This is a genomic window from Flavobacterium sp. (assembly GCF_027483985.1).
GTDB lineage: Bacteria > Bacteroidota > Bacteroidia > Flavobacteriales > Flavobacteriaceae > Flavobacterium.
In genome coordinates, this window is record NZ_JAIXTJ010000047.1 from 1 (window position 1) to 19,207 (window position 19,207).

23 protein-coding genes and 1 other RNA gene are annotated in these 19,207 nt (G+C 31.0%); 10 read left to right on the top strand and 14 right to left on the bottom strand.

What is annotated here, in order from left to right; translation table 11 throughout:
- Window positions 1-1,851, top strand: a 1,851-nt coding sequence (gene dnaK, locus Q0050_RS11940) for a molecular chaperone DnaK (RefSeq protein WP_298396008.1), incomplete at its 5' end; no start/stop codon positions are given.
- A gap of 46 nt (window positions 1,852-1,897) precedes the next feature.
- On the opposite strand, the gene Q0050_RS11945 is transcribed toward dnaK, so the two are convergent.
- Window positions 1,898-2,785, bottom strand: a complete 888-nt coding sequence (locus tag Q0050_RS11945; protein WP_298396011.1) for a Brp/Blh family beta-carotene 15,15'-dioxygenase — start codon at window positions 2,783-2,785, stop codon at window positions 1,898-1,900.
- Window positions 2,786-2,900: 115 nt separating this feature from the next.
- On the opposite strand from Q0050_RS11945, the gene Q0050_RS11950 reads away from it, so the two are divergent.
- Both Q0050_RS11950 and Q0050_RS11955 read left to right on the top strand, forming a co-directional pair.
- Window positions 2,901-3,617: a bacteriorhodopsin-like gene (locus Q0050_RS11950; protein WP_298396014.1), complete on the top strand. Its 717-nt coding sequence runs from the start codon at window positions 2,901-2,903 to the stop codon at window positions 3,615-3,617.
- Window positions 3,618-3,734: 117 nt separating this feature from the next.
- Window positions 3,735-4,322, top strand: a complete 588-nt coding sequence (locus tag Q0050_RS11955; protein ID WP_298396017.1) for a hypothetical protein — start codon at window positions 3,735-3,737, stop codon at window positions 4,320-4,322.
- 77 nt (window positions 4,323-4,399) lie between these two features.
- On the opposite strand, the gene Q0050_RS11960 is transcribed toward Q0050_RS11955, so the two are convergent.
- Complete coding sequence (locus Q0050_RS11960; RefSeq protein ID WP_298396020.1) at window positions 4,400-5,446, bottom strand: glutaminyl-peptide cyclotransferase; 1,047 nt, start codon at window positions 5,444-5,446, stop codon at window positions 4,400-4,402.
- 86 nt (window positions 5,447-5,532) lie between these two features.
- On the opposite strand from Q0050_RS11960, the gene ffs reads away from it, so the two are divergent.
- The 7 genes from ffs to fsa all read left to right on the top strand — a co-directional run bounded on the left by ffs (window position 5,533) and on the right by fsa (window position 9,486).
- Window positions 5,533-5,631: signal recognition particle sRNA small type (ffs, locus tag Q0050_RS11965), an RNA gene on the top strand.
- A gap of 119 nt (window positions 5,632-5,750) precedes the next feature.
- The gene (locus Q0050_RS11970) at window positions 5,751-6,749 is read left to right on the top strand and encodes an enolase C-terminal domain-like protein (protein WP_298396023.1); all 999 of its coding nucleotides are present in this window, start codon (window positions 5,751-5,753) and stop codon (window positions 6,747-6,749) included.
- Window positions 6,750-6,786: 37 nt separating this feature from the next.
- Entirely contained in the window at window positions 6,787-7,155 is a 369-nt protein-coding gene (locus Q0050_RS11975) for a VOC family protein (protein ID WP_298396026.1), read from the top strand.
- Entirely contained in the window at window positions 7,143-7,946 is an 804-nt protein-coding gene (locus tag Q0050_RS11980) for an SDR family oxidoreductase (protein WP_298396028.1), read from the top strand. The genes Q0050_RS11975 and Q0050_RS11980 overlap by 13 nt, the downstream gene beginning before the upstream one ends.
- Window positions 7,947-7,949: 3 nt before the next feature.
- Entirely contained in the window at window positions 7,950-8,159 is a 210-nt protein-coding gene (locus Q0050_RS11985) for a hypothetical protein (RefSeq protein WP_298396031.1), read from the top strand.
- A 67-nt stretch (window positions 8,160-8,226) separates the two neighbouring features.
- The gene (locus Q0050_RS11990) at window positions 8,227-8,766 is read left to right on the top strand and encodes a hypothetical protein (protein ID WP_298396034.1); all 540 of its coding nucleotides are present in this window, start codon (window positions 8,227-8,229) and stop codon (window positions 8,764-8,766) included.
- A 63-nt stretch (window positions 8,767-8,829) separates the two neighbouring features.
- Window positions 8,830-9,486 (top strand): fructose-6-phosphate aldolase, encoded by a 657-nt coding sequence (fsa, locus tag Q0050_RS11995; protein ID WP_298119581.1) that lies wholly within the window; start codon window positions 8,830-8,832, stop codon window positions 9,484-9,486.
- Between the two features lie 144 nt (window positions 9,487-9,630).
- Here the strand turns inward: fsa and Q0050_RS12000 are convergent, their stop codons facing one another.
- From Q0050_RS12000 to Q0050_RS12055, 12 genes are all read right to left on the bottom strand, one after another.
- The gene (locus Q0050_RS12000) at window positions 9,631-11,040 is read right to left on the bottom strand and encodes a thioredoxin-like domain-containing protein (protein ID WP_298396037.1); all 1,410 of its coding nucleotides are present in this window, start codon (window positions 11,038-11,040) and stop codon (window positions 9,631-9,633) included.
- 269 nt (window positions 11,041-11,309) lie between these two features.
- Window positions 11,310-11,492 carry a hypothetical protein gene (locus Q0050_RS12005; RefSeq protein WP_298396040.1) on the bottom strand — a complete coding sequence of 61 codons (183 nt, stop codon included), beginning with the start codon at window positions 11,490-11,492 and terminating at the stop codon, window positions 11,310-11,312.
- A gap of 114 nt (window positions 11,493-11,606) precedes the next feature.
- The gene (locus tag Q0050_RS12010; RefSeq protein ID WP_298396043.1) at window positions 11,607-12,995 is read right to left on the bottom strand and encodes a radical SAM protein; all 1,389 of its coding nucleotides are present in this window, start codon (window positions 12,993-12,995) and stop codon (window positions 11,607-11,609) included.
- A 162-nt stretch (window positions 12,996-13,157) separates the two neighbouring features.
- On the bottom strand, window positions 13,158-13,466 hold the full coding sequence (locus Q0050_RS12015) for a virulence protein (protein ID WP_298396047.1): 309 nt from the start codon (window positions 13,464-13,466) through the stop codon (window positions 13,158-13,160).
- The gene (locus tag Q0050_RS12020) at window positions 13,463-14,200 is read right to left on the bottom strand and encodes a prolipoprotein diacylglyceryl transferase (RefSeq protein ID WP_298396050.1); all 738 of its coding nucleotides are present in this window, start codon (window positions 14,198-14,200) and stop codon (window positions 13,463-13,465) included. The genes Q0050_RS12015 and Q0050_RS12020 overlap by 4 nt, the downstream gene beginning before the upstream one ends.
- A gap of 164 nt (window positions 14,201-14,364) precedes the next feature.
- Complete coding sequence (locus Q0050_RS12025) at window positions 14,365-14,898, bottom strand: hypothetical protein (RefSeq protein WP_298396053.1); 534 nt, start codon at window positions 14,896-14,898, stop codon at window positions 14,365-14,367.
- Between the two features lie 139 nt (window positions 14,899-15,037).
- Window positions 15,038-15,697, bottom strand: a complete 660-nt coding sequence (locus Q0050_RS12030) for a hypothetical protein (protein ID WP_298396057.1) — start codon at window positions 15,695-15,697, stop codon at window positions 15,038-15,040.
- 143 nt (window positions 15,698-15,840) lie between these two features.
- The gene (locus Q0050_RS12035) at window positions 15,841-16,209 is read right to left on the bottom strand and encodes a hypothetical protein (protein ID WP_298396060.1); all 369 of its coding nucleotides are present in this window, start codon (window positions 16,207-16,209) and stop codon (window positions 15,841-15,843) included.
- A 166-nt stretch (window positions 16,210-16,375) separates the two neighbouring features.
- Window positions 16,376-17,137: a hypothetical protein gene (locus Q0050_RS12040; protein ID WP_298396063.1), complete on the bottom strand. Its 762-nt coding sequence runs from the start codon at window positions 17,135-17,137 to the stop codon at window positions 16,376-16,378.
- A 65-nt stretch (window positions 17,138-17,202) separates the two neighbouring features.
- A complete protein-coding gene (locus tag Q0050_RS12045) occupies window positions 17,203-17,682 on the bottom strand; it encodes a hypothetical protein (protein WP_298396066.1) in 480 nt (159 codons plus the stop codon).
- A gap of 85 nt (window positions 17,683-17,767) precedes the next feature.
- Window positions 17,768-18,349, bottom strand: coding sequence for a hypothetical protein (locus tag Q0050_RS12050; RefSeq protein ID WP_298396069.1), 582 nt, complete (start codon window positions 18,347-18,349; stop codon window positions 17,768-17,770).
- A 63-nt stretch (window positions 18,350-18,412) separates the two neighbouring features.
- The gene (locus Q0050_RS12055) at window positions 18,413-18,895 is read right to left on the bottom strand and encodes a hypothetical protein (protein ID WP_298396072.1); all 483 of its coding nucleotides are present in this window, start codon (window positions 18,893-18,895) and stop codon (window positions 18,413-18,415) included.
- Window positions 18,896-19,207: the final 312 nt, after the last annotated feature.

A 19,207-nucleotide genomic window follows, 5' to 3' on the forward strand; every position in this document is an offset into this window, starting at 1 on the left:
AATTCTTGCGTGTCAGTTATGGAAGGTGGAGAACCAGTTGTAATTGCTAATGCAGAAGGAAAGAGAACTACACCATCTGTAATTGCATTTGTAGAAGGTGGCGAAATTAAAGTAGGTGATCCTGCAAAAAGACAGGCAGTAACAAATCCTACTAAAACCATAGCGTCTGTAAAGCGTTTTATGGGTAATAAATATAGTGAAAGTGCTAAAGAAGCTTCAACGGTTGCTTACAAAGTAGTTAAAGGAGATAACGATACACCACGTGTTGATATCGACGGAAGACTTTACACTCCACAAGAATTGTCAGCAATGACACTTCAAAAAATGAAAAAAACAGCTGAAGACTATTTAGGTCAAACAGTTACAGAAGCAGTTATCACTGTTCCAGCATACTTTAACGATGCACAACGTCAAGCTACTAAAGAAGCTGGTGAAATTGCAGGTTTAAAAGTAATGCGTATCATCAACGAGCCAACTGCTGCTGCATTAGCTTATGGATTAGATAAAAAAGGAATTGACCAAAAAATTGCAGTTTACGATTTAGGTGGTGGTACCTTTGATATCTCAGTTCTTGAATTAGGTGACGGAGTTTTTGAAGTACTTTCTACAAACGGAGATACACACTTAGGTGGAGACGATTTTGACCAAGTTATTATTGATTGGATGGCAAACGAATTCAACAGCGAAGAAGGTGTTGATTTGAGAAAAGATCCAATGGCCTTGCAACGTTTGAAAGAAGCTGCTGAAAAAGCTAAAATTGAATTGTCATCTTCAACTCAAACAGAAATTAACTTACCATACGTTACTGCAACGGCTTCAGGACCAAAGCATTTAGTTAAAACATTAACACGTGCTAAATTTGAGCAATTATCAGAAACGTTAGTAAAACGTTCAATGGAACCAGTTGCTAAAGCATTAAAAGATGCAGGTTTATCAACTTCTGATATTGACGAAGTAATCTTGGTTGGAGGTTCTACAAGAATTCCAGTTATTCAAGAACAAGTTGAAAAATTCTTTGGTAAAAAAGCATCAAAAGGTGTTAATCCTGATGAAGTTGTTGCTATTGGAGCGGCAATTCAAGGTGGAGTTTTAACAGGTGATGTAAAAGATGTATTGTTATTAGACGTTACACCTTTATCATTAGGAATTGAAACTATGGGTAATGTAATGACTAAATTAATTGAGTCTAACACTACCATTCCAACAAAAAAATCTCAAGTATTCTCAACAGCTGCTGACAATCAACCAAGTGTTGAAATTCACGTTATTCAAGGTGAAAGAACAATGGCTGCAGATAATAAAACAATCGGTCGTTTCCATTTAGACGGTATTCCACCAGCACCAAGAGGTGTTCCTCAAATTGAAGTTACTTTTGATATTGATGCTAATGGTATCATCAAAGTTTCTGCAACTGATAAAGGAACTGGTAAATCACATGATATTCGTATCGAAGCTTCATCTGGTTTAACTGCAGAAGAAATCGAAAGAATGAAGAAAGATGCTGAGATGAATGCAGAAAGCGATAGAGTTGCTAGAGAGAAAGCTGAAAAATTAAACGAGGCAGACAGTATGATTTTCCAAACAGAAAGTCAATTGAAAGAACTTGGTGATAAATTAGCTGATGATCATAAAGTTGCAATCGAAGCTGCTTTGACAGAATTGAGAATGGCACACCAAAATCAAGATTTAGAAGCAATTCAAAAAGGACTTGACAATGTAAACGCTGCTTGGAAAGTTGCTACAGAAGCAATGTATGCCCAAGGAGAACAAGGTCAAGCTCAAGAAGCACAACCACAAGCTGATGCAAGTGGTGATCAAACTCAAGATGTTGATTTTGAAGAAGTAAAATAATTTATAAGCGACTTATCGCTTTTAATATAAAAACCGAGTTATTCATTTAGCTCGGTTTTTTTATTTTAAACATAGTAAAAATCACTAATACGTGCGGAAAAGTAATCGCTGCTAAAAATGAAAAGAAAATGCTAATGAAATATTGGGAGTCGTTGAAATAATAATAAAACACAGCCAATCCTATCAAAGCCAAAATCCAATAAAGGAATGCATCCTTAAAATACTTTATAAAATTGGCGCTACTACTTTCGCCATACAAATACTGAATTTGATCACTCAACGATGGCAGACTATGCCAAATAATGAAGTAAATGGTAAAGCCCCAAATCAAACTGGAAACTTTAAAAAGTAAGACAAACAATAAAAGGTAAAAAAGTTCTTCAAACAGTTCCTTTTTAAATTGCTCATTCGTACGGTACAAATACAAGGATAAGGATATAAAAGTTACTAGTATAATAAGTAGCGAATACAAAATACTATTTGATGTTATTGAAACGGCGGTAATCGACTTTACTACATCAATGACTATAGTATAATTGAAATAGAATAGGAGTAACAATATTAGTAAACCATAAACGGTAAAGAAAGAATTTTTAAGAACAGCGTTTTTTTCTTCAAATAAATGGTTCCAATGTTGTTCTCCAAAGTGCAATCCGCTAATTAAAACGAAAAAGGTTAGAGTAATGAATGGTACAAAATAAAAGAGCACGATTGCAAGAACAATTATGGAAAGGTACTGAAGCACATTTTTGTGGAAATTTGGTAAATTATTAGCATTCATTTTTTTAGAAATTACTAAATCGTTTGCGCCATGTAGTATGCCAAACGTTAAAATTAATAAAAATCCTACAAAAATTTGTTTAATATCTGAAAGGTGAGAAGTCAGCCATAATGCGACAAAACTCCCTAGAATCGATAACTTTTTGATTTTCATTTTTTTATTATGTTGAAATTTTGTTTAAAAATAGTTAAAAAAAGTTAGACAGAACTATTTTTGTTTAACTTTGACTTGTAATTATTAAACAAATTATTAACCAAACTTTATTTTTATGTCAAATTTATTAACTATTTCTAGATTATTACCAACAGATTATGTTGGATTTACTTTTTTCGTAGGATGTATGGCCATGATGGCTGCATCAGCATTCTTCTTTTTGTCATTAAATCAATTTGATAAAAAGTGGCGTACTTCGGTTTTGGTATCAGGGTTAATTACTTTTATCGCTGCTGTACACTATTATTACATGCGTGATTATTGGGCAGCTTTCCAAGAATCTCCTACATTCTTTAGATATGTTGACTGGGTATTAACAGTGCCATTGATGTGTTTAGAATTCTATTTAATCCTAAAAGTAGCTGGTGCAAAAACTAATTTATTATGGAAAATGATTTTCCTTTCAGTAGTAATGTTAGTAACAGGTTATTTAGGTGAAGCAGTATTCCCAGACAGCGCTGCGTTATGGGGATTCATTTCAGGAGTTGCATATTTCGTAATTGTTTATGAAATCTGGTTAGGTGAGGCTTCTAAATTAGCTAAAGCTGCAGGTGGAAACGTTTTAGCGGCACATAAAATTTTATGTTGGTTCGTATTAGTGGGTTGGGCAATCTATCCATTAGGATACATGTTAGGAACTGACGGTTGGTACACAAGTTTAATTGGTAAAGGTAGTGTAGATGTTGCTTACAACATTGCAGATGCTATCAACAAAATAGGTTTTGGATTGGTGATCTATAATTTAGCTGTACAATCCAACACTAAAGAGTAATTTTTAAGTTTAATTGGTTGTAACCGTCTTGTTATTCGTAGCAAGGCGGTTTTTTTATTTAACAGTATTTAAAAGTTTTATTTTATATATTAGCCATCTATTAAATCCGATACCATTATGAAAAAAATCATTTTATTTATGTTAGTGGCGCTTTGCAGTGTATCAAGTTACGCTCAAAAGAAAAAAGTAACTGCTAAAAAAACTGTTGCAACCACCTCCAAAGGAGTTTTAGCCAAAGCTGATAATATTGTTGCCGAAATCAAGGCAGGAAATTTTCAATTAACGGTTGATGGTAAAGAGGCAATAGTTGTTAAAACTGCTGATGCTAAGTTTGCACCAATTGAGGTCAAACTCATATCGTTTATAGCAAGCGGCGTGAAATTATATTTACTTACTTGGACAGAAAAAACACTGAATAAAACCGATTTAAAAACAGAAGATATTACAACAGTGTATTCTAATGTCTATGAAATTACTTCTAAAAAACAAGTATTCTACAACACTCAACTAACGAATCATATAGTTGAAAAAGTGTTTTTAGACAAATTGAAAAATGCTTCAGAAACACAAGAGCGAATGAGAAGAGAAGGTTTTGAGTTCACATTAAATCCAGATGGAACCATTACTCAAAAAAACAAAACACAAGAAAATAAGTTAATCTATGATGCTGCAAAAATGGAGTTCATAAATTCAAAGAAAAAATAAAAATATCCTAGTAAATAAAAATGCCCCAAAAAGTTACTAACTAATTGGGGCATTTTTTTTGATAAATAATATAGATTTTACAAACCTGTAATTTTAATTTCAAACATTTTATCCCAATTTTTGCCAGTTACAAAAAAGGTTTTAGTCGCCGGATTGTAAGCAATACCATTTAAAACATCTCTTTCAGGAAGTGGAGTAGTTTTACTTTCTAATTCCGCTAAGTTCAAAACACCTTCTACAACACCATTTGTCGGATTAACAACAACAACTACATTTTTTTGATAGATATTGCTGAATATTTTTCCATCAACCCATTCTAATTCGTTCAGTGCTTTAACTTTAATATCCTTTGAATAAACGTTTACATAATCCATAACTTTTAAATCATCTGGATTTAATTTATAAATTTTTTCAGTACCATCGGTTTGATATAAATTCTTACCGTCATTAGTTAAACCCCAACCTTCAATATTTTTTGAATAAGGTAAGTCTTTTAATTTTTTCAAAGTGTTGGCATCGTAAACAAAAGCAGTAGTTTCTTCCCAAGTAAGTTGGTAGATTTTATCATTTAGAAACGTAATTCCTTCTCCAAAATAACGAGGTTCTAAATCTATTTTTAGATCAATGCTTCCGGTTTTATAGTTGGTTTTTCTTAAAGTTGATTCGCCTCGTTGTCCTGTTCCTTCATACAAAACGCCTTTATAAAATTCTAATCCTTGCGTATAAGCTTTGTTATCGTGTGGATAGGTATTAACGAGCGTAAATTTCAGAATTTTTGGCTCTAAATTAGAAATCACTTCAATTCTAGTCGAATCAAGTTCGGTAGCTCCACCATAATAAATAGATGCTTTTACATTATGATAACCCAATTTTTGATCTTTCAACGGAAAAGAAAAACTTGCATTACTTTTACTAGAACCTACTTTTTTCTCGTTGATAGAATACACTACGCTGTCAATTTTTTGCGTTTTTGGATTCGCAATTTCTAAATTTAAAAGATCTTCTGTGGTATATTGGGCCTTGATTTTGCTTTCATTGATAGTAAAAAAATCTTCATCGGTAGTTTTGCAACTAAATGTAATTCCTGCTAATAAAATGACAGCTAATACTTTATAATTTTTCATCTGATTTTTATTCAATTAATAGATACAAATGTATTATTTAAGATGTTAATTTCTTGCAAAAATATAAAAAGATTGTATCTTTGCATCGGCAAGTCCTACACGACCAGCTCCTGCAGAATCCTCCAGGATGGGAACATAGCAAAGGTATGTGGTTGTAGCGGTGCGATGTAGGTCGCTTGCCATTTTTATTTTGAACTTTATTTCAATCTGAACTTGTTTCAGACTCTTTTTAATCTGAACTTGTTTCAGATTCTTTTTTTTATAGATATTTGTACTATAACTCAGTAACTTCAACTTCCCTTTAATGAATTTATCGTGGCAAATAGTACGCTTGCAACTTAAGGAAACCTTTTCCATTTCTTATGGCAATTATACCTTTCGAGAAGCATTAATTGTTTCTTTGAAAAGTAACCATACTGTTGGCTACGGCGAATGTACCGCAATTGATTATTATCAAATAAATTTACAAGATTTTATTCAAAAATTAGAGATGGTTAAAGTTCAAATTGAACTTCAAAAGATAAACCATCCAATTGATTTTTATAATTTTTTATTGACTTTAAATTTACCAAGTTTTCTAAGGTCAGCATTAGATTGTGCTTATTGGGATTTATTCGGAAAGCTTGAAAACAAATCGTTTTCCGAATTAAATTCGATTGAAATAAAACAACTTCCTGAATCTTCCATAACTATAAGTGTGGATACTATTGAAAATCAAATTCATAAAATAAAGAAATCTTCTTGGAATAAATTTAAAGTTAAATGCAATCATTTTGATGAAAAAGCTATTAAATTATTACTTGAGTTAAATATAGATATCGCACTAGATTCCAATGGAAGTTTTACTAAAGAAAATTGCATTTGGTTACAAAATGAAATCGCTGCGGAAAAGTTTTCTTACTTGGAACAACCAATGAAAAAAGGTGCTGAAAATTACCAAGTTTTAAAAGCTCCATTGAACGCTAATTGGATGGCTGATGAAGATTGTCAAGAGGAGCATTCTTTAGAACAATTACAACCGCATTACAAAAGTATCAATATTAAATTAGTCAAATGTGGTGGTTTAACTCCAGCGCTTTCAATGTTACAAAAAGCTAGAGTTTTGAACTATAAAATTATGATAGGTTGCATGACCGAATCCTCTATCGGAATTTCAGCCGGTGCGGTTTTAGCGCCTTTATGCGACTATGCAGATTTAGATGGCGCCAATTTGGTAGCAAATGATATTGCGAAAGGAAGTGAAATAATAAACGGTAAAATCCAAATTTCCGAAAAACCTGGACTTGGAATTTCGATATTGTAGTTTAGAATTTCTATCTTTATACCATAATTAGTTTAAGATGAAATTTCAGCCAATAGTTCCAATGATTTGGACAAAAGAATTACAAAAAACCGTCGATTTTTATTGTGATATTTTAGGGTTTACTTGCGGAAACCAAAGCGAAGAATGGGGTTGGGCAGCCGTTAGTAAAGACGAATGTGAAATTATGATTGCAGAACCTAATGAAAATACGCCTTTTGAAAGACCTTATTTTTCGGGAACATTTTATATAAAAACAGACGATGTTACTTCATTGTGGAATGATTTGCAAGGTAAAGTAAAAGTAGCTTACGATCTTGAAGATTTTGATTGGGGAATGCGCGAGTTTGCTATTTATGACAATAATAATTATATGATTCAGTTCGGACAGGATTTATGGAAAAAGTAGTATTAATAACAGGAGCTTCTTCCGGAATTGGCAAATCTATTGGAGAATATTTGCATTCTAAAGGATTTGTTGTTTATGGAACCAGCAGAACTCCAGAGCGAATTCAAGGTTCGGTTTTTCCGTTAATCGCTTTAGATGTCCGAAATACAGAAAGTATAAAAAATGCGGTTCAAGAAATAATTTCAAAATCGGGTAGGATAGATGTTGTGATTAATAACGCAGGTGTCGGAATTACTGGTCCGATTGAAGAAATTCCTACTGATGAAATCAAAAATAATTTTGATACCAACTTATTTGGACCAATTGAGGTTATGAAAGCCGTTTTGCCGCAAATGCGTTTACAGAAATCAGGTTTGATCATCAACATCACATCCATTGCTGGGTATATGGGTTTGCCTTACAGAGGAATTTATTCAGCTTCAAAAGGCGCTTTAGAATTGATTACCGAAGCTTTGCGAATGGAAGTAAAGTCATTCGGAATTCACATTACCAATGTTGCACCTGGCGATTTTGCTACGAATATTGCAGCAGGTCGTTTTCACGCACCTTTAATCAAGGGTTCAGCTTACGAAATTCCGTATGGAAATACACTAAAAACAATGGACGAGCACGTATACAGCGGAAGCAATCCAAATCAAATGGCTGAAGCAATTTACAAAGTTATACAAAATCCAAATCCTAAAATTCATTACAAAGTAGGTGCTTTTTTGCAAAAATTCTCCATCGTTTTAAAGAGAATTTTGCCTGATAAAGTTTACGAGAAAATGTTGATGAATCATTATAAATTGTAATATATGAAAGAATTAATTCAGTTAGCGGTTGCAATTGCTTTTATGTTCATAGTTTGGAGAGGCATTAGATCAATCGCAAAGGCAATTGACTTTTTAGCAAATATGAAAAACAATCACGATGAAATTACCGATTTGCTAATCGAAATAAAAAATGAACTTGTTGAGTTAAATCAAAAAAAGAAGAGTTCTGACAGTGAAAAAGAAATAAATTAATTAAAAAGCAACTTAAAAAAGCAACCACAAAATTCAATAATAAAATTTAATATATAGCGGTAACCTTATGGATTTACAACAACAATATTTCCAAAAATTTCAAACAGAAAAAATACTTGTAGACGTTTACACTGATTATTTTGAAGAATCTACATATGGTTATATAGTCAAGTTTAATGATGATTTTATATTATTGGAACAATTTACAAGTATAGGTGAAGTAAATGGAATCAGTATAATTAGAAGAGAGAATATTACCAGGCTAAGGTGGGAAGGTAATGATATTTCAACTACAGAAAAGTTTGTTTTGAAAGAAAAAAGAATTCTGAATCTTTTAGATATTAAAATTGATACTATCACCGATGCCCTAAAATCAGTACAAGATAAATTCGGATATATCTCTTTAAACATTCAAAACATAGATACAGGAATGGCTATTATTGGTCAAATTGAAGAAATGGATGATGAAACTATTGTAATTTGTGAATTTGGGACATATACCTCTTTGGATAGGAAAAAATTAATGATGAGTATAAATGATATTTCAAAGATTGAAGCTGGTGGTGACTATGAAAATAATCTAAAAGAAATTTACACACAAAAATAATTCTAAAAAGAAATTATAAATTGTAATTTTACACCATATTAAAACACAACTTAACTCTATATTATGAAATTTTTTATTGACACAGCCAATTTAAACGACATCAAAGAAGCGCAATCACTTGGAATTCTTGATGGTGTTACAACCAATCCTTCGTTGATGGCTAAAGAAGGTATTACCGGAAAAAACAATATTTTAAAACACTACGTTGACATTTGCAACATTGTAGATGGTGAAGTAAGCGCTGAAGTAAATGCGGTTGACTATGAAGGAATGGTAAAAGAAGGCGAAGAATTAGCTGATTTGCATCCTCAAATTGTGGTTAAACTTCCAATGACTAAAGAAGGCGTTAAAGCTTGTAAATATTTTACAGATAAAGGTATCAAAACCAATGTTACTTTAGTATTTTCTGCTGGTCAAGCTTTATTAGCTGCTAAAGCTGGTGCAACTTTCGTATCGCCATTCATCGGTCGTTTAGACGATGTTTCAACGGACGGATTGAATTTGATTCAAGAAATTAGAGAAATCTATGATAACTATGGTTATGAAACGCAAATTCTTGCTGCATCAGTGCGTCACACAATGCATATCGTGAATTGCGCAAAAATTGGTGCTGATGTAATGACTGGACCACTTTCAGCGATTTTAGGATTATTAAAACACCCATTAACTGATATTGGATTAGCACAATTTATTGCTGATTTCGAAAAAGGAAATAAATAATGAGGTAACAATGCTCAGAATCAGTAATCAATGTTGATTACAAAAGTAAAGGCGATTTTCAATGAGAAAATCGCCTTTTTTATATTTTATATTCCCGAAATTTATAACAATCAACAATCAACAATCAACAAACAACAAACAACACTACTTTAATTGATCTTCGAAGTTGACTTCAAACATATTAGTAAAGCCGTTTTTGATAGTTTTGTCAGCATTAACAACAAGAGTTCGGTGCACTTTTGTAATGGCCCATTTGGCACGAAGGTCTTCAAAATTGGCACATTTTAATTCGGTTATGTTGCTGAAATTATATTTTTTCAAATCTTTTTTCCATTGCTCGGTATTGTCGTCTAGATTAATGGCGACAAATTCATAATTCGGATATTTAGTCTTCAAGGCCAAAACCTTCTTGTGAACAGCAATCAAATGCGAATTTAATTTTTCTGACCAAAAGAAGAATACCGTATTTTTTTTGATAACTGCATTAGAGGAAATTGTATTGCCATTTTTATCAATTAATTGCACTTCAGGCAAAGTTTTTCCGTCAGTTAGTAATTGAATAGCAGTTCCAATTTTTAGAATTTCATTCTTCTTGCTCTTATCTGTTGAATATTTGTGATAGGTTTTTAAAAATTCTTTGTTGTTAACCACATTTTGGTCTTCCATTAAATATCGGAAAGCAATATTATTAAGTACAATATTTTTTACCTTTTCATTTTTAATTAAAGTATCAGCAATATTTAATTTGTTGATGTTCATTTTTAATTCTAAATCACATTCTGATAAATGGTTGTGATAGTTAATCGCACCAACATTGTTCAACATATGATCTAGATACATCACAAATGGTGAAAAATCGGTAAGGGATTCATTGCTAAAGTCAATTCCTTCTCTAAAGTTGTAGTAATCTTTAGGTAATTTGCTTGATACATCCTCGCCAGTTCTGATTTTATGAACCATCGGATAAATTTCTTTTTTAGTATAATGCGGAAATTTCACTATACCCTTGGCGTAAACATCGAATTCGTCACTCCATTTTATCTCTTCTTTTTTAGAAGCATAAAATTTTTGATTTTCCTTGTTGGTTTTATCAATGTGTTCATTGAATTTGCTTAACGGATAATCAAACGTTTCAAACATATTGTTTTTGTCCTTTTCGTTTCTCAAATACATTTCCATTAAGAAATTATTTTTTTGATCACCTCTTCCGCAGAAAATAATGGATTCATCAAAATCTTTTGAATCTATATGCACTTTAATACTATCATTTTTGTCAAAATAAACATATTGATACTCAGGTTCGTGCTTAAAAGAATACAAACCAGGTGCAAGTGAGTCAAATTTTTTGAAAAAAGTGTTGTCTTTGTTTAACGGAATTGTATCAATTACCTCATTATTTTTACAAAATAAAACATACGGATTATTCGGATTGGCAACTTCGCCGCCAAAGTAAGCCACATAATTATCATTTGAAAATTCTTTCTTACAAGAACTTGTCAAGGCTAATAGAAGTGTAGGTAGTAAGAATGCTTTAATAAAGGGCAATAGTTTCATTAAAAATAGATTTCAAAACAAATGTATAATGTTGTATTTAAAAACATTGTTAATCATTAGTTAAATAAAAATTAATGCATCGGACCAAGCCTAAAATTCATTGCACAAGTACTAAAACCGATTATAAAGCTGATGATTGAAAACAACATTAGTTTTAAGGCAAATTTGCGCTGGCTTTTAAAAAACACCATTATGAATCCTATTAAGAAGGCAAAAAAGCTTAAAATAGCTAATATCATTCCGAAATTTACTAAGAAATCCTTCATCTTTTAATTGATTAATACAGCGCAAGTACTAAATCCGATGATTATTCCGATAGCTGCGAATTGTAAAAGTTTGACTCCAAATTTTTTGGTTTTTTCGTCTTTAGAAAAAACTTGTACAAAACCAACTACGGCGCAAACCACGCAGAAAAAAATTAAAATCCCTGATAAAATGAAAAGTATACCCATAATTTTAATACAACCGACCTAAATTTAAAGTTGAAAAGAACAGATAAGCCAATTAATAAAGAAAACAAGCAAAGCTTACTATTTCCAAAAGCTAAATTAAAATTATATTCCATATTAACGATCTAGTTTTGCTCTAATTTCTTCAATTTTGTTATCTCTATAAAACAAATTCATCGTTTCAAATGGCACCAATTTGTAACGTTTGTCGACAATGTGAACGCACGATTTTTTAACAGCTCGAACATCAAAATCGCTGGCATCCATAAAATTCATTATTATGATTCTGAATAAGTTATCATAATGCAAACTATCCGATTTTACTCTGGGTAAACAGCACATCAATTCTCCAAAAGTGTCTTCAGCACAATCCACTGATATGCCAGTACTGAACATCGTAATTAAATGGTTCTTTAAATCTTCATCGTTTTCATAAACAATCGTATTTTTAGTCGTATTCAACAAATCTTCTGGATTCAATAAATGCGTCATCGGAATCACTTGATCGTCCATTTTAAGGGCATAAGCCATACACAACGCATCTGGATTGCAAGGCACAGGAATCAAATCTTGAGGCGTGAAAATTGGATATTGCTCATAGATTTTTCTTCGAACTTCGGTCAACGTTATTCTTCCAGTGGCATCATCGTAGTTGTCATTTCTTCCGGCAACTTGCGTTGGTTGAAACGTTACGCCACGTACACATTTTTGCTTTACTGCATATTCAAGAATTTTACCAATTTCATCATCATTTTCTCCCTTTTGCAACGTAATTACCAAAGTAGTTGAAAGATTAAATTGGTTCAAATTTTCGATGGCTTGCTTGCGAATTTCGGTTAAATCTTCGCCTCGCAATTTTTCTAAAACTTCGGGTTTAAAGCTGTCAAATTGCAAATAAATCTCGAAATCAGGCATATAGCTTGCCAATTTTTCTACAAATGAAATGTCTTTTGCAATTCGAATGCCATTAGTGTTTAGCATTAGATGTTTGATTGGTTTGCTTTTGGCAATATCCATAATTTCAAAAAACTGCGGATGCACTGTTGGTTCGCCACCAGAAATTTGAACCACATCAGGTTCACCTTCATTGGCAACGATTACATCAAACATTTTTTCAATTTCTTCAAGCGTGCGATGACGACCATAATTTGGTGCAGATGAGGCGTAACAAGTTGGACAAGCCAAATTGCATCGATCGGTAACTTCTACAATCGACAAACACGAATGCTGCTCGTGATCGGTACACAAACCACAATCATACGGACAACCATAATGCACTTTAGTATTGAATTTCAAAGGCACTTCCGATTGCTTGTTGTAGTTTCTAATTTGTTTGTAATATTCCACATCATCAGCAATCATCGAACGTGAATCGCCATGCGTTTTGCAATGTTTCAGCATCCAAACTTTCTCGTCTTGAAAGACAATTTTGGCATCGACCAATTCTAAACATGTTGGACAAAGTGATTTGGTATAATCGTAATATATGTAAGGTCTATTGGGCATTATTTTTTTAGTTTTTTAAACCATTAAGAAATTAAGTTTCATTAAGTCTTAATTTTCTTAATTCACTTAATGGTTTATATTTTTTTTTTATTGTTTCGTGTTTTTTTTTACTTCCGAATTGAAATCGGAAAAGTAGTTTTTATTTTGTAGAGGTGTACTTTTTTAATTAATATATTGCGTTCCTTGTTGCGATTTCACTCTGTATCCAACAGAAATTATGACATCAAGATTGTAGAAATTTGTTGGTTTAGTAGAAAAATCGGAATTTCCGATTTTTCTAACACATAAATCTTCAACTAATTCATTTTCATTGAAAATATTTAAAATATGCTCGTTGATTGTTGATTTAGCTTTACCAAACAATAATGCCATTTGTTCAATTGTCAACCAAACTGTGTCTTCTTCCAAACGGACATCAATTTTGATATTGCCGTCTTGATTTTGATAAATTACTATTTCTCCTGAATTCATGCTCTTGTTTTAAAAATTCTTACAATAAACTTCCAATAATAAACAAATATAAAAATCGCGCTCCATTGAATGCTACTCAAATGTAAGAATAAAGGTTGATAAGGTTTTATAAACTCAACGGAAAATCTATACAAAAAGTATAAAACCATGAAGAGTTTGAAGCGGTCGCCGTTAATCAAATCTACATTTTTTATTTTTCTGAAAAGGAGCAAAAGCAAAATCATATAAACCATTTCATACAACGCGACTGGATGACGTAGTTTGCCATCGCCAAGATTCATTCCGGTAACGAAAGTGGTTTCAATTCCGTAGGTTGGTTCTGCTATTCCCATTGAAAAGCAACCGATTCTTCCAATGAAAAGCGCCACGATTATCGGAATTACATAAATATCTCCAGAAGCGGTTTTGACTCCAATAAACTTCTTAAAAAGTTCTACGCCAAACAAGCCACCAAGAAATCCACCAGCAACAGTTTTATTCTGATAAAAAGTGAGTAAGGTTTGATTCGTGAGTTCTGATGGATTTTCGAGCATTGCCAAAACTCTCGAACCAATTAAGGCACCAACCATCGCACCCAACATAATCCAAAGGCGATTGATGTCGGAAATAGCATCGGTTATTCCTTTTTTGTGGAAGTAATACAATCGAACACCAATAAAGAAAGCCAAGGTTTCAAATATAAAATGATAATATACTTTTTCGCCAAAGAAATCAAATTGGAAAGGAAAGGTCATAAAGGTTTGTAAATTTTAGCTAAAGTAGGATTAAAATTTTAAAATTTTAACGTTTTAGTAAATGATCATACTTCGAAAGTAGCTTTGAAAAAGGAGAATAGAATGTAATTTTTATAGTGGAAACGGATTGTAAATTCGTGATATCGCCTGTTATCAATAGTTTTTTATTTTCTAATCCATTTTTTATTTTTATACTCAAAAATCTGTTTTTCCTGTGATAAGCAAAAACCGCTATATCCGTAATCTATTATTGCAATATCAAACTCTTTATTAAAAATTGGCTTGATAAGATATCTTAAGTTTTGACAAATTTTTGTATTAAAATTAATGTCATATTTCAGAAATCTAAGGGAATCTCTATTGATTATTTTGATATCATTTCTTTCTAAAATCTTTGTGTCTAAGACAAATTTTTTAGAAAGATTATTTACACTATCAAGTTCCTTTTTATTTTTCAGTGAAAGTCTTTTCATATAATAATTTACATATTCAAAATTTAGAATTTCAATCGTATCAAATTCAATCATGCTTTCTTCTGGTATTTCCAGAATACAATCACAATCACCTTCAGAAATTAATTGTGCAATAAGTTCATTTGCTTTTTGATTATATTCTGCTTTTGGCTTTTCATTTTCTGATTTACAAGAAAAAAACATAAAAATAGTTAATACAAAAATGATTAAATTTCTAGTATTCATAGGCGTTTTGGTAAAATTGTTGGCAACTTAAATATATCCTTTCTAAACATAATAATATCTAACATAACCTTTACTTGGTTTTGAACGGTTATGTTTAATTTTTATTGAGGTCACGGATTGCAAATCCAAGCTATCTTGATTATAATTTTTTTGTATCCCAAATGGTCTCGCGCAGAAAACGATAATAAACTAAATATTTTTTTAATTCTTCACTTGGTTGAAAATATATAATGCAGCTTGTTGGTATTGCTTCTATTATTTCGGATTTAATATTTTTACAATTTAATGCTCTTAATATTTTTAGACTTGAATCAAACAACGTATTTGAATTTGCAATATTTATGCAATAAGTTGAGTCATTTTTCTGGCCATATCTTGTGTAAACTCCAACGATAAAAGAGATTTTTTGCTCATTAGTTTTGAAAGTATTCAGATTTATTGTTCCAATAAAAAGGCTATCACTATTTTCATTTGTAAAATTTTCATCATAATTCCAATTGAAAAATGTATTAATTTTTTCAGTTAATGCAATCGATTTTAAAGTTCTATTTATGGTATCCAATTTTAAATCGGAGTATTCACTTTTGAAGGTATTATAGTTATGAATCAGTAAAAATTTTTCATTCACAAAATAAGTATCAATTACATCAATTTCTAATGGATCTTTGTATCTGCCCATATAATCTAATAGTGTTCCCAATAAAAAATAGTCTTGATCAAGTTTGTATTTTAAAGCGACTTGTGCATTGCCAAATGTCGCAAGTAGTAAAAGAATTATGCAAATACCATTCTTTATCATATGTTGAATTGTGCTATTTTTTTTTATATTGGTAGGAAATCCTCGGTTTCATTTTTAGAATAAAAACTATAAAGTTTTTTAGATCATCAAATTATGATTAAAAGTAGGAGCGCGAGAAGCAATCCAGAGCGAATAGATTTTATTTAGCTTCCAACCAGACCATTGTTATCAAAAGTATATTCTTTTTTAAAATCTAATTTTAATTCGCCCCAAGCAACACCTTTTATGCCTTTAAGAATGATTTGATTTCCTTTTTTGGTATACGAAAACTGATAATCGGAGGTGTCTTCTTTTACGAGATTTTTCTGCACGTTTACCATACCAAATTGGTCTAACACAACTGTTCTTTTAGCATTAAATGCCATTTGGTAACCACAACCATTAGCACATTCAAAAACAACTTGATTTTTTACCCATTTTATTTTCATCTTAAAGTTTGTATTGCTTGTTTCTTGAGAAAATACAGCTCCAGAAAACATAAAAATAATTGCAAGAAGAACTACTTTTTTCATAATAAATATTTTTTAAGGTTAGTTTATATAGCTCATTAAGTTATAGAAACGTAAAGTTACTTAATTTTGTTGTACCCTAGTTTAATAATTTAATTTCAATTTGTTAGTTTTTAGAAAGCAAATAGGAAAATAAAATGTAGTTGGTAGATTTTGTAATGTATTAGCGTTATTCTTCTTTCTTCTCTTTCCAATAAATTTTTTCGACATCAAATTTTTTGGTTTTTGGGTTGAAATTGTAGACGATTGCGTTTCCAATCAAACAGTTTTCATAATTTTCTTTTGTTAAGTACCAAGAGCTTTCAATCACTATTTTATCCTTACTGCTAAAGTCAAACTCAAATATTGGATCATTCAATTCTTGAAATGCTTCGTCGCAATTTTCTGTAGTTTCTTTTCTTATTAATTGCTGTATATAGTCTGAAAATAGTGTTTTCTCGTCTAAATAGTTTTTTAAAACATTGGATTTTACTTCGTAACTATTTATTGAATTTCCGTCACCAACAACGTCGTCTGTTATTACAACATATGAGTTTTCTGCAGTTTTATAAATATTTATTGACCAAAATCCGTCGATAATCGAAAAACCGGCTTTGTAGGGTTCAAAATAGATTTGATTAAAATAATCAGGAGTGTCGTCGGTATAAAAATTGTTTTCTTTAATTTCAGTATACCATTTCATTCGCTCCTTCAATTTCCATTCCCAACTCGGAAAAGCACTATCAGGTAACAATAAAATAATATCAAGTAGGTCTTTGTTTTTTACAAAGTCAAGAGCAACTTTCTTACTTGATTTTGAATTTTTGATATCTTTAGATTTTGCAACTTTTACAGTATCGTCTGTTTTTAAAGTGGTGGAAACCTTATTTTGATTTTTGTTTTCGCAAGACAAAATAACTAAAGTCAATAGTATAAAAATAAGTTGTTTCATTTATGAGCTTCGAAAGTTGGGTTTGATTTTATTTTAGTAACGGTTTGCAAATTTGCGCTATTTGGTTAATGCTTATTTTTTTTTTGAGCTATTAATTTCATTGTTTGATTATTGAAAGCTTTTGTTGCTTCAACTTCAGAATTTCTTATAATACAATCTGCTATACTGAGATAAACTATTTGATTATCATCTTCTAAGTTTTCATTTTTATTGATTGCAAAACCTACACTATCCATTCCATAAGTTAGAAAAACAGGTTTTCCCTCATTAAATAATTGTGTTGAAATTCCTTTGAGACGCGCAATTGCAACTTTTTTTATTTCCTCATCTTTCATTTCTAACAAATAAATGCAACCAATAATAGAGTAGTATTGTTCATTTTTTAGAATAGGATAACGATCAAATAATTCACTACCGTGATTTAAATTTTCAAAGTATCTCGTTAATAATGACAAAGGAAAATTGTTGTCAATTTCTGTTTCTGTTTGTGCAGAAGATAATTGCGTTGTAAAGAAAATAATAAGTGTAAGTTTTAAATATTTCATATTTTACAAAATAAGTACAGTATATTTTTAGACAATTATTTTATGCATTGATTGTAAAACTGCGCTGTAGGATTATCCAATTGCTTCAATCATATTGATGTATATATTTTACTTCTTTATCTGTCTCATCATAAAACACAAAAACACAACAATCGTCATTAATAATATTGTACATTTCGAATTGACAAATGAATTTAAATTTTTCACCTTTTGAGTTTACAGGCGTTTCATCAGCTTGCCACCAGTGTGGTTCATCAAACTTCTCAATAAATTCAAATACATTTTTATTTTCCGATTTTGCTTTCAAATACTTTTCTTTATTTTCAATAAAATACTTTTCATAACTCTTATCGATTTTCAAAGCATCCTTAGAAAAGGTAGGTTTATAAACTCCATTTTCTTGTATTTTAAAAGTAAAGTTTCCCATACTCTCATTTTTTGGAAAATTTTCATCTTTTTCTTTTCCATCATAATTAAAACTAACAAAAATGATATGGATTTTATCTTTAATTCCTTTATCTGACGCATCGATTGTCGCTAGCGGAAAAAAATTTTCAAATCCTGAAAATTCACTTGTCAAGACTTCTTTTTTCTCAGGAAATTTTACATCACTTTGTGAACAAGCTAAATTTAGAAATAGAAATGGAAAAAGTAATAATTTTTTCATACGTTTATTTTGATTTTATTGTGGGCACGGATTGCAAATCCGTGTTATCGGGTCTAGCAGCTGTTAATGGCTGTTACTTATTTCCGATTTTAAGATGTCATAAATAGTTTGCTGATGTTTAGGATCTAATAGAATTAAAATTTCAGATTCTTTAAATTCGATTTTTCCACTTATTGATTTTTCTAAATAGACCTTGTCTTGACATATAAATAATATACTTTCGCCTGATTGGGAAATCCTTTTTTTAATGTCAAACCATTTTGTTCTACCTTTTTTTGTAAGTTTTACTTCTATACCTTTTAATGAATTCGGTTTAAAATCTTTACTTACAATTTTAACTGAGCTAAAATCATCTGAAGTTAAAACTGCTTCACGACCAACTGCAAAAATATCCTTTGTATCTGCATCTTTAATAAGTTCTCCATCACTTTCTTTTTCAGCGAGATAATAAAAACCAGTTTTAAGTTTAAACTTTTCTTGTGCTGTAAAAGAGGATGATATACAAGAAATAAAAAGTAATAGTGATATAGTAATAAAATTTTTCATTTTTTTAGGACTTTGCTCTATTGTGATTAAAGTTAAATATTAAATAGACGCAATCACATCCATTACAAATATACCAAATTCCTAAAAACACCAACCGCGTATTTTTTCCCGTTTATCAACAAAATGTTAGGCAAAAGTGCTTAGAAAAAAACTGAGCACTGAACACTGAAAACTGAACACTTTTCACTACTTTTGCACCGAAATTAAAACATAATAAAAAATGCTTACTGTATCTAATTTATCAGTTCAATTTGGTAAAAGAATCTTATTTGACGAAGTAAACACCACGTTTGTTCAAGGAAATTGCTATGG

Excerpts from the sequence above, each read along its gene's own strand:
- Q0050_RS11945 (WP_298396011.1), bottom strand. The coding sequence starts at position 2,785 with ATGAAAATCAAAAAGTTATCGATTCTAGGGAGTTTTGTCGCATTATGG.
- Q0050_RS11950 (WP_298396014.1), top strand. The coding sequence starts at position 2,901 with ATGTCAAATTTATTAACTATTTCTAGATTATTACCAACAGATTATGTT.
- Q0050_RS11955 (WP_298396017.1), top strand. The coding sequence starts at position 3,735 with ATGAAAAAAATCATTTTATTTATGTTAGTGGCGCTTTGCAGTGTATCA.
- Q0050_RS11960 (WP_298396020.1), bottom strand. The coding sequence starts at position 5,446 with ATGAAAAATTATAAAGTATTAGCTGTCATTTTATTAGCAGGAATTACA.
- Q0050_RS11970 (WP_298396023.1), top strand. The coding sequence starts at position 5,751 with ATGAATTTATCGTGGCAAATAGTACGCTTGCAACTTAAGGAAACCTTT.
- Q0050_RS11975 (WP_298396026.1), top strand. The coding sequence starts at position 6,787 with ATGAAATTTCAGCCAATAGTTCCAATGATTTGGACAAAAGAATTACAA.
- Q0050_RS11980 (WP_298396028.1), top strand. The coding sequence starts at position 7,143 with ATGGAAAAAGTAGTATTAATAACAGGAGCTTCTTCCGGAATTGGCAAA.
- Q0050_RS11985 (WP_298396031.1), top strand. The coding sequence starts at position 7,950 with ATGAAAGAATTAATTCAGTTAGCGGTTGCAATTGCTTTTATGTTCATA.
- Q0050_RS11990 (WP_298396034.1), top strand. The coding sequence starts at position 8,227 with ATGGATTTACAACAACAATATTTCCAAAAATTTCAAACAGAAAAAATA.
- fsa (WP_298119581.1), top strand. The coding sequence starts at position 8,830 with ATGAAATTTTTTATTGACACAGCCAATTTAAACGACATCAAAGAAGCG.
- Q0050_RS12000 (WP_298396037.1), bottom strand. The coding sequence starts at position 11,040 with ATGAAACTATTGCCCTTTATTAAAGCATTCTTACTACCTACACTTCTA.
- Q0050_RS12005 (WP_298396040.1), bottom strand. The coding sequence starts at position 11,492 with ATGGGTATACTTTTCATTTTATCAGGGATTTTAATTTTTTTCTGCGTG.
- Q0050_RS12010 (WP_298396043.1), bottom strand. The coding sequence starts at position 12,995 with ATGCCCAATAGACCTTACATATATTACGATTATACCAAATCACTTTGT.
- Q0050_RS12015 (WP_298396047.1), bottom strand. The coding sequence starts at position 13,466 with ATGAATTCAGGAGAAATAGTAATTTATCAAAATCAAGACGGCAATATC.
- Q0050_RS12020 (WP_298396050.1), bottom strand. The coding sequence starts at position 14,200 with ATGACCTTTCCTTTCCAATTTGATTTCTTTGGCGAAAAAGTATATTAT.
- Q0050_RS12025 (WP_298396053.1), bottom strand. The coding sequence starts at position 14,898 with ATGAATACTAGAAATTTAATCATTTTTGTATTAACTATTTTTATGTTT.
- Q0050_RS12030 (WP_298396057.1), bottom strand. The coding sequence starts at position 15,697 with ATGATAAAGAATGGTATTTGCATAATTCTTTTACTACTTGCGACATTT.
- Q0050_RS12035 (WP_298396060.1), bottom strand. The coding sequence starts at position 16,209 with ATGAAAAAAGTAGTTCTTCTTGCAATTATTTTTATGTTTTCTGGAGCT.
- Q0050_RS12040 (WP_298396063.1), bottom strand. The coding sequence starts at position 17,137 with ATGAAACAACTTATTTTTATACTATTGACTTTAGTTATTTTGTCTTGC.
- Q0050_RS12045 (WP_298396066.1), bottom strand. The coding sequence starts at position 17,682 with ATGAAATATTTAAAACTTACACTTATTATTTTCTTTACAACGCAATTA.
- Q0050_RS12050 (WP_298396069.1), bottom strand. The coding sequence starts at position 18,349 with ATGAAAAAATTATTACTTTTTCCATTTCTATTTCTAAATTTAGCTTGT.
- Q0050_RS12055 (WP_298396072.1), bottom strand. The coding sequence starts at position 18,895 with ATGAAAAATTTTATTACTATATCACTATTACTTTTTATTTCTTGTATA.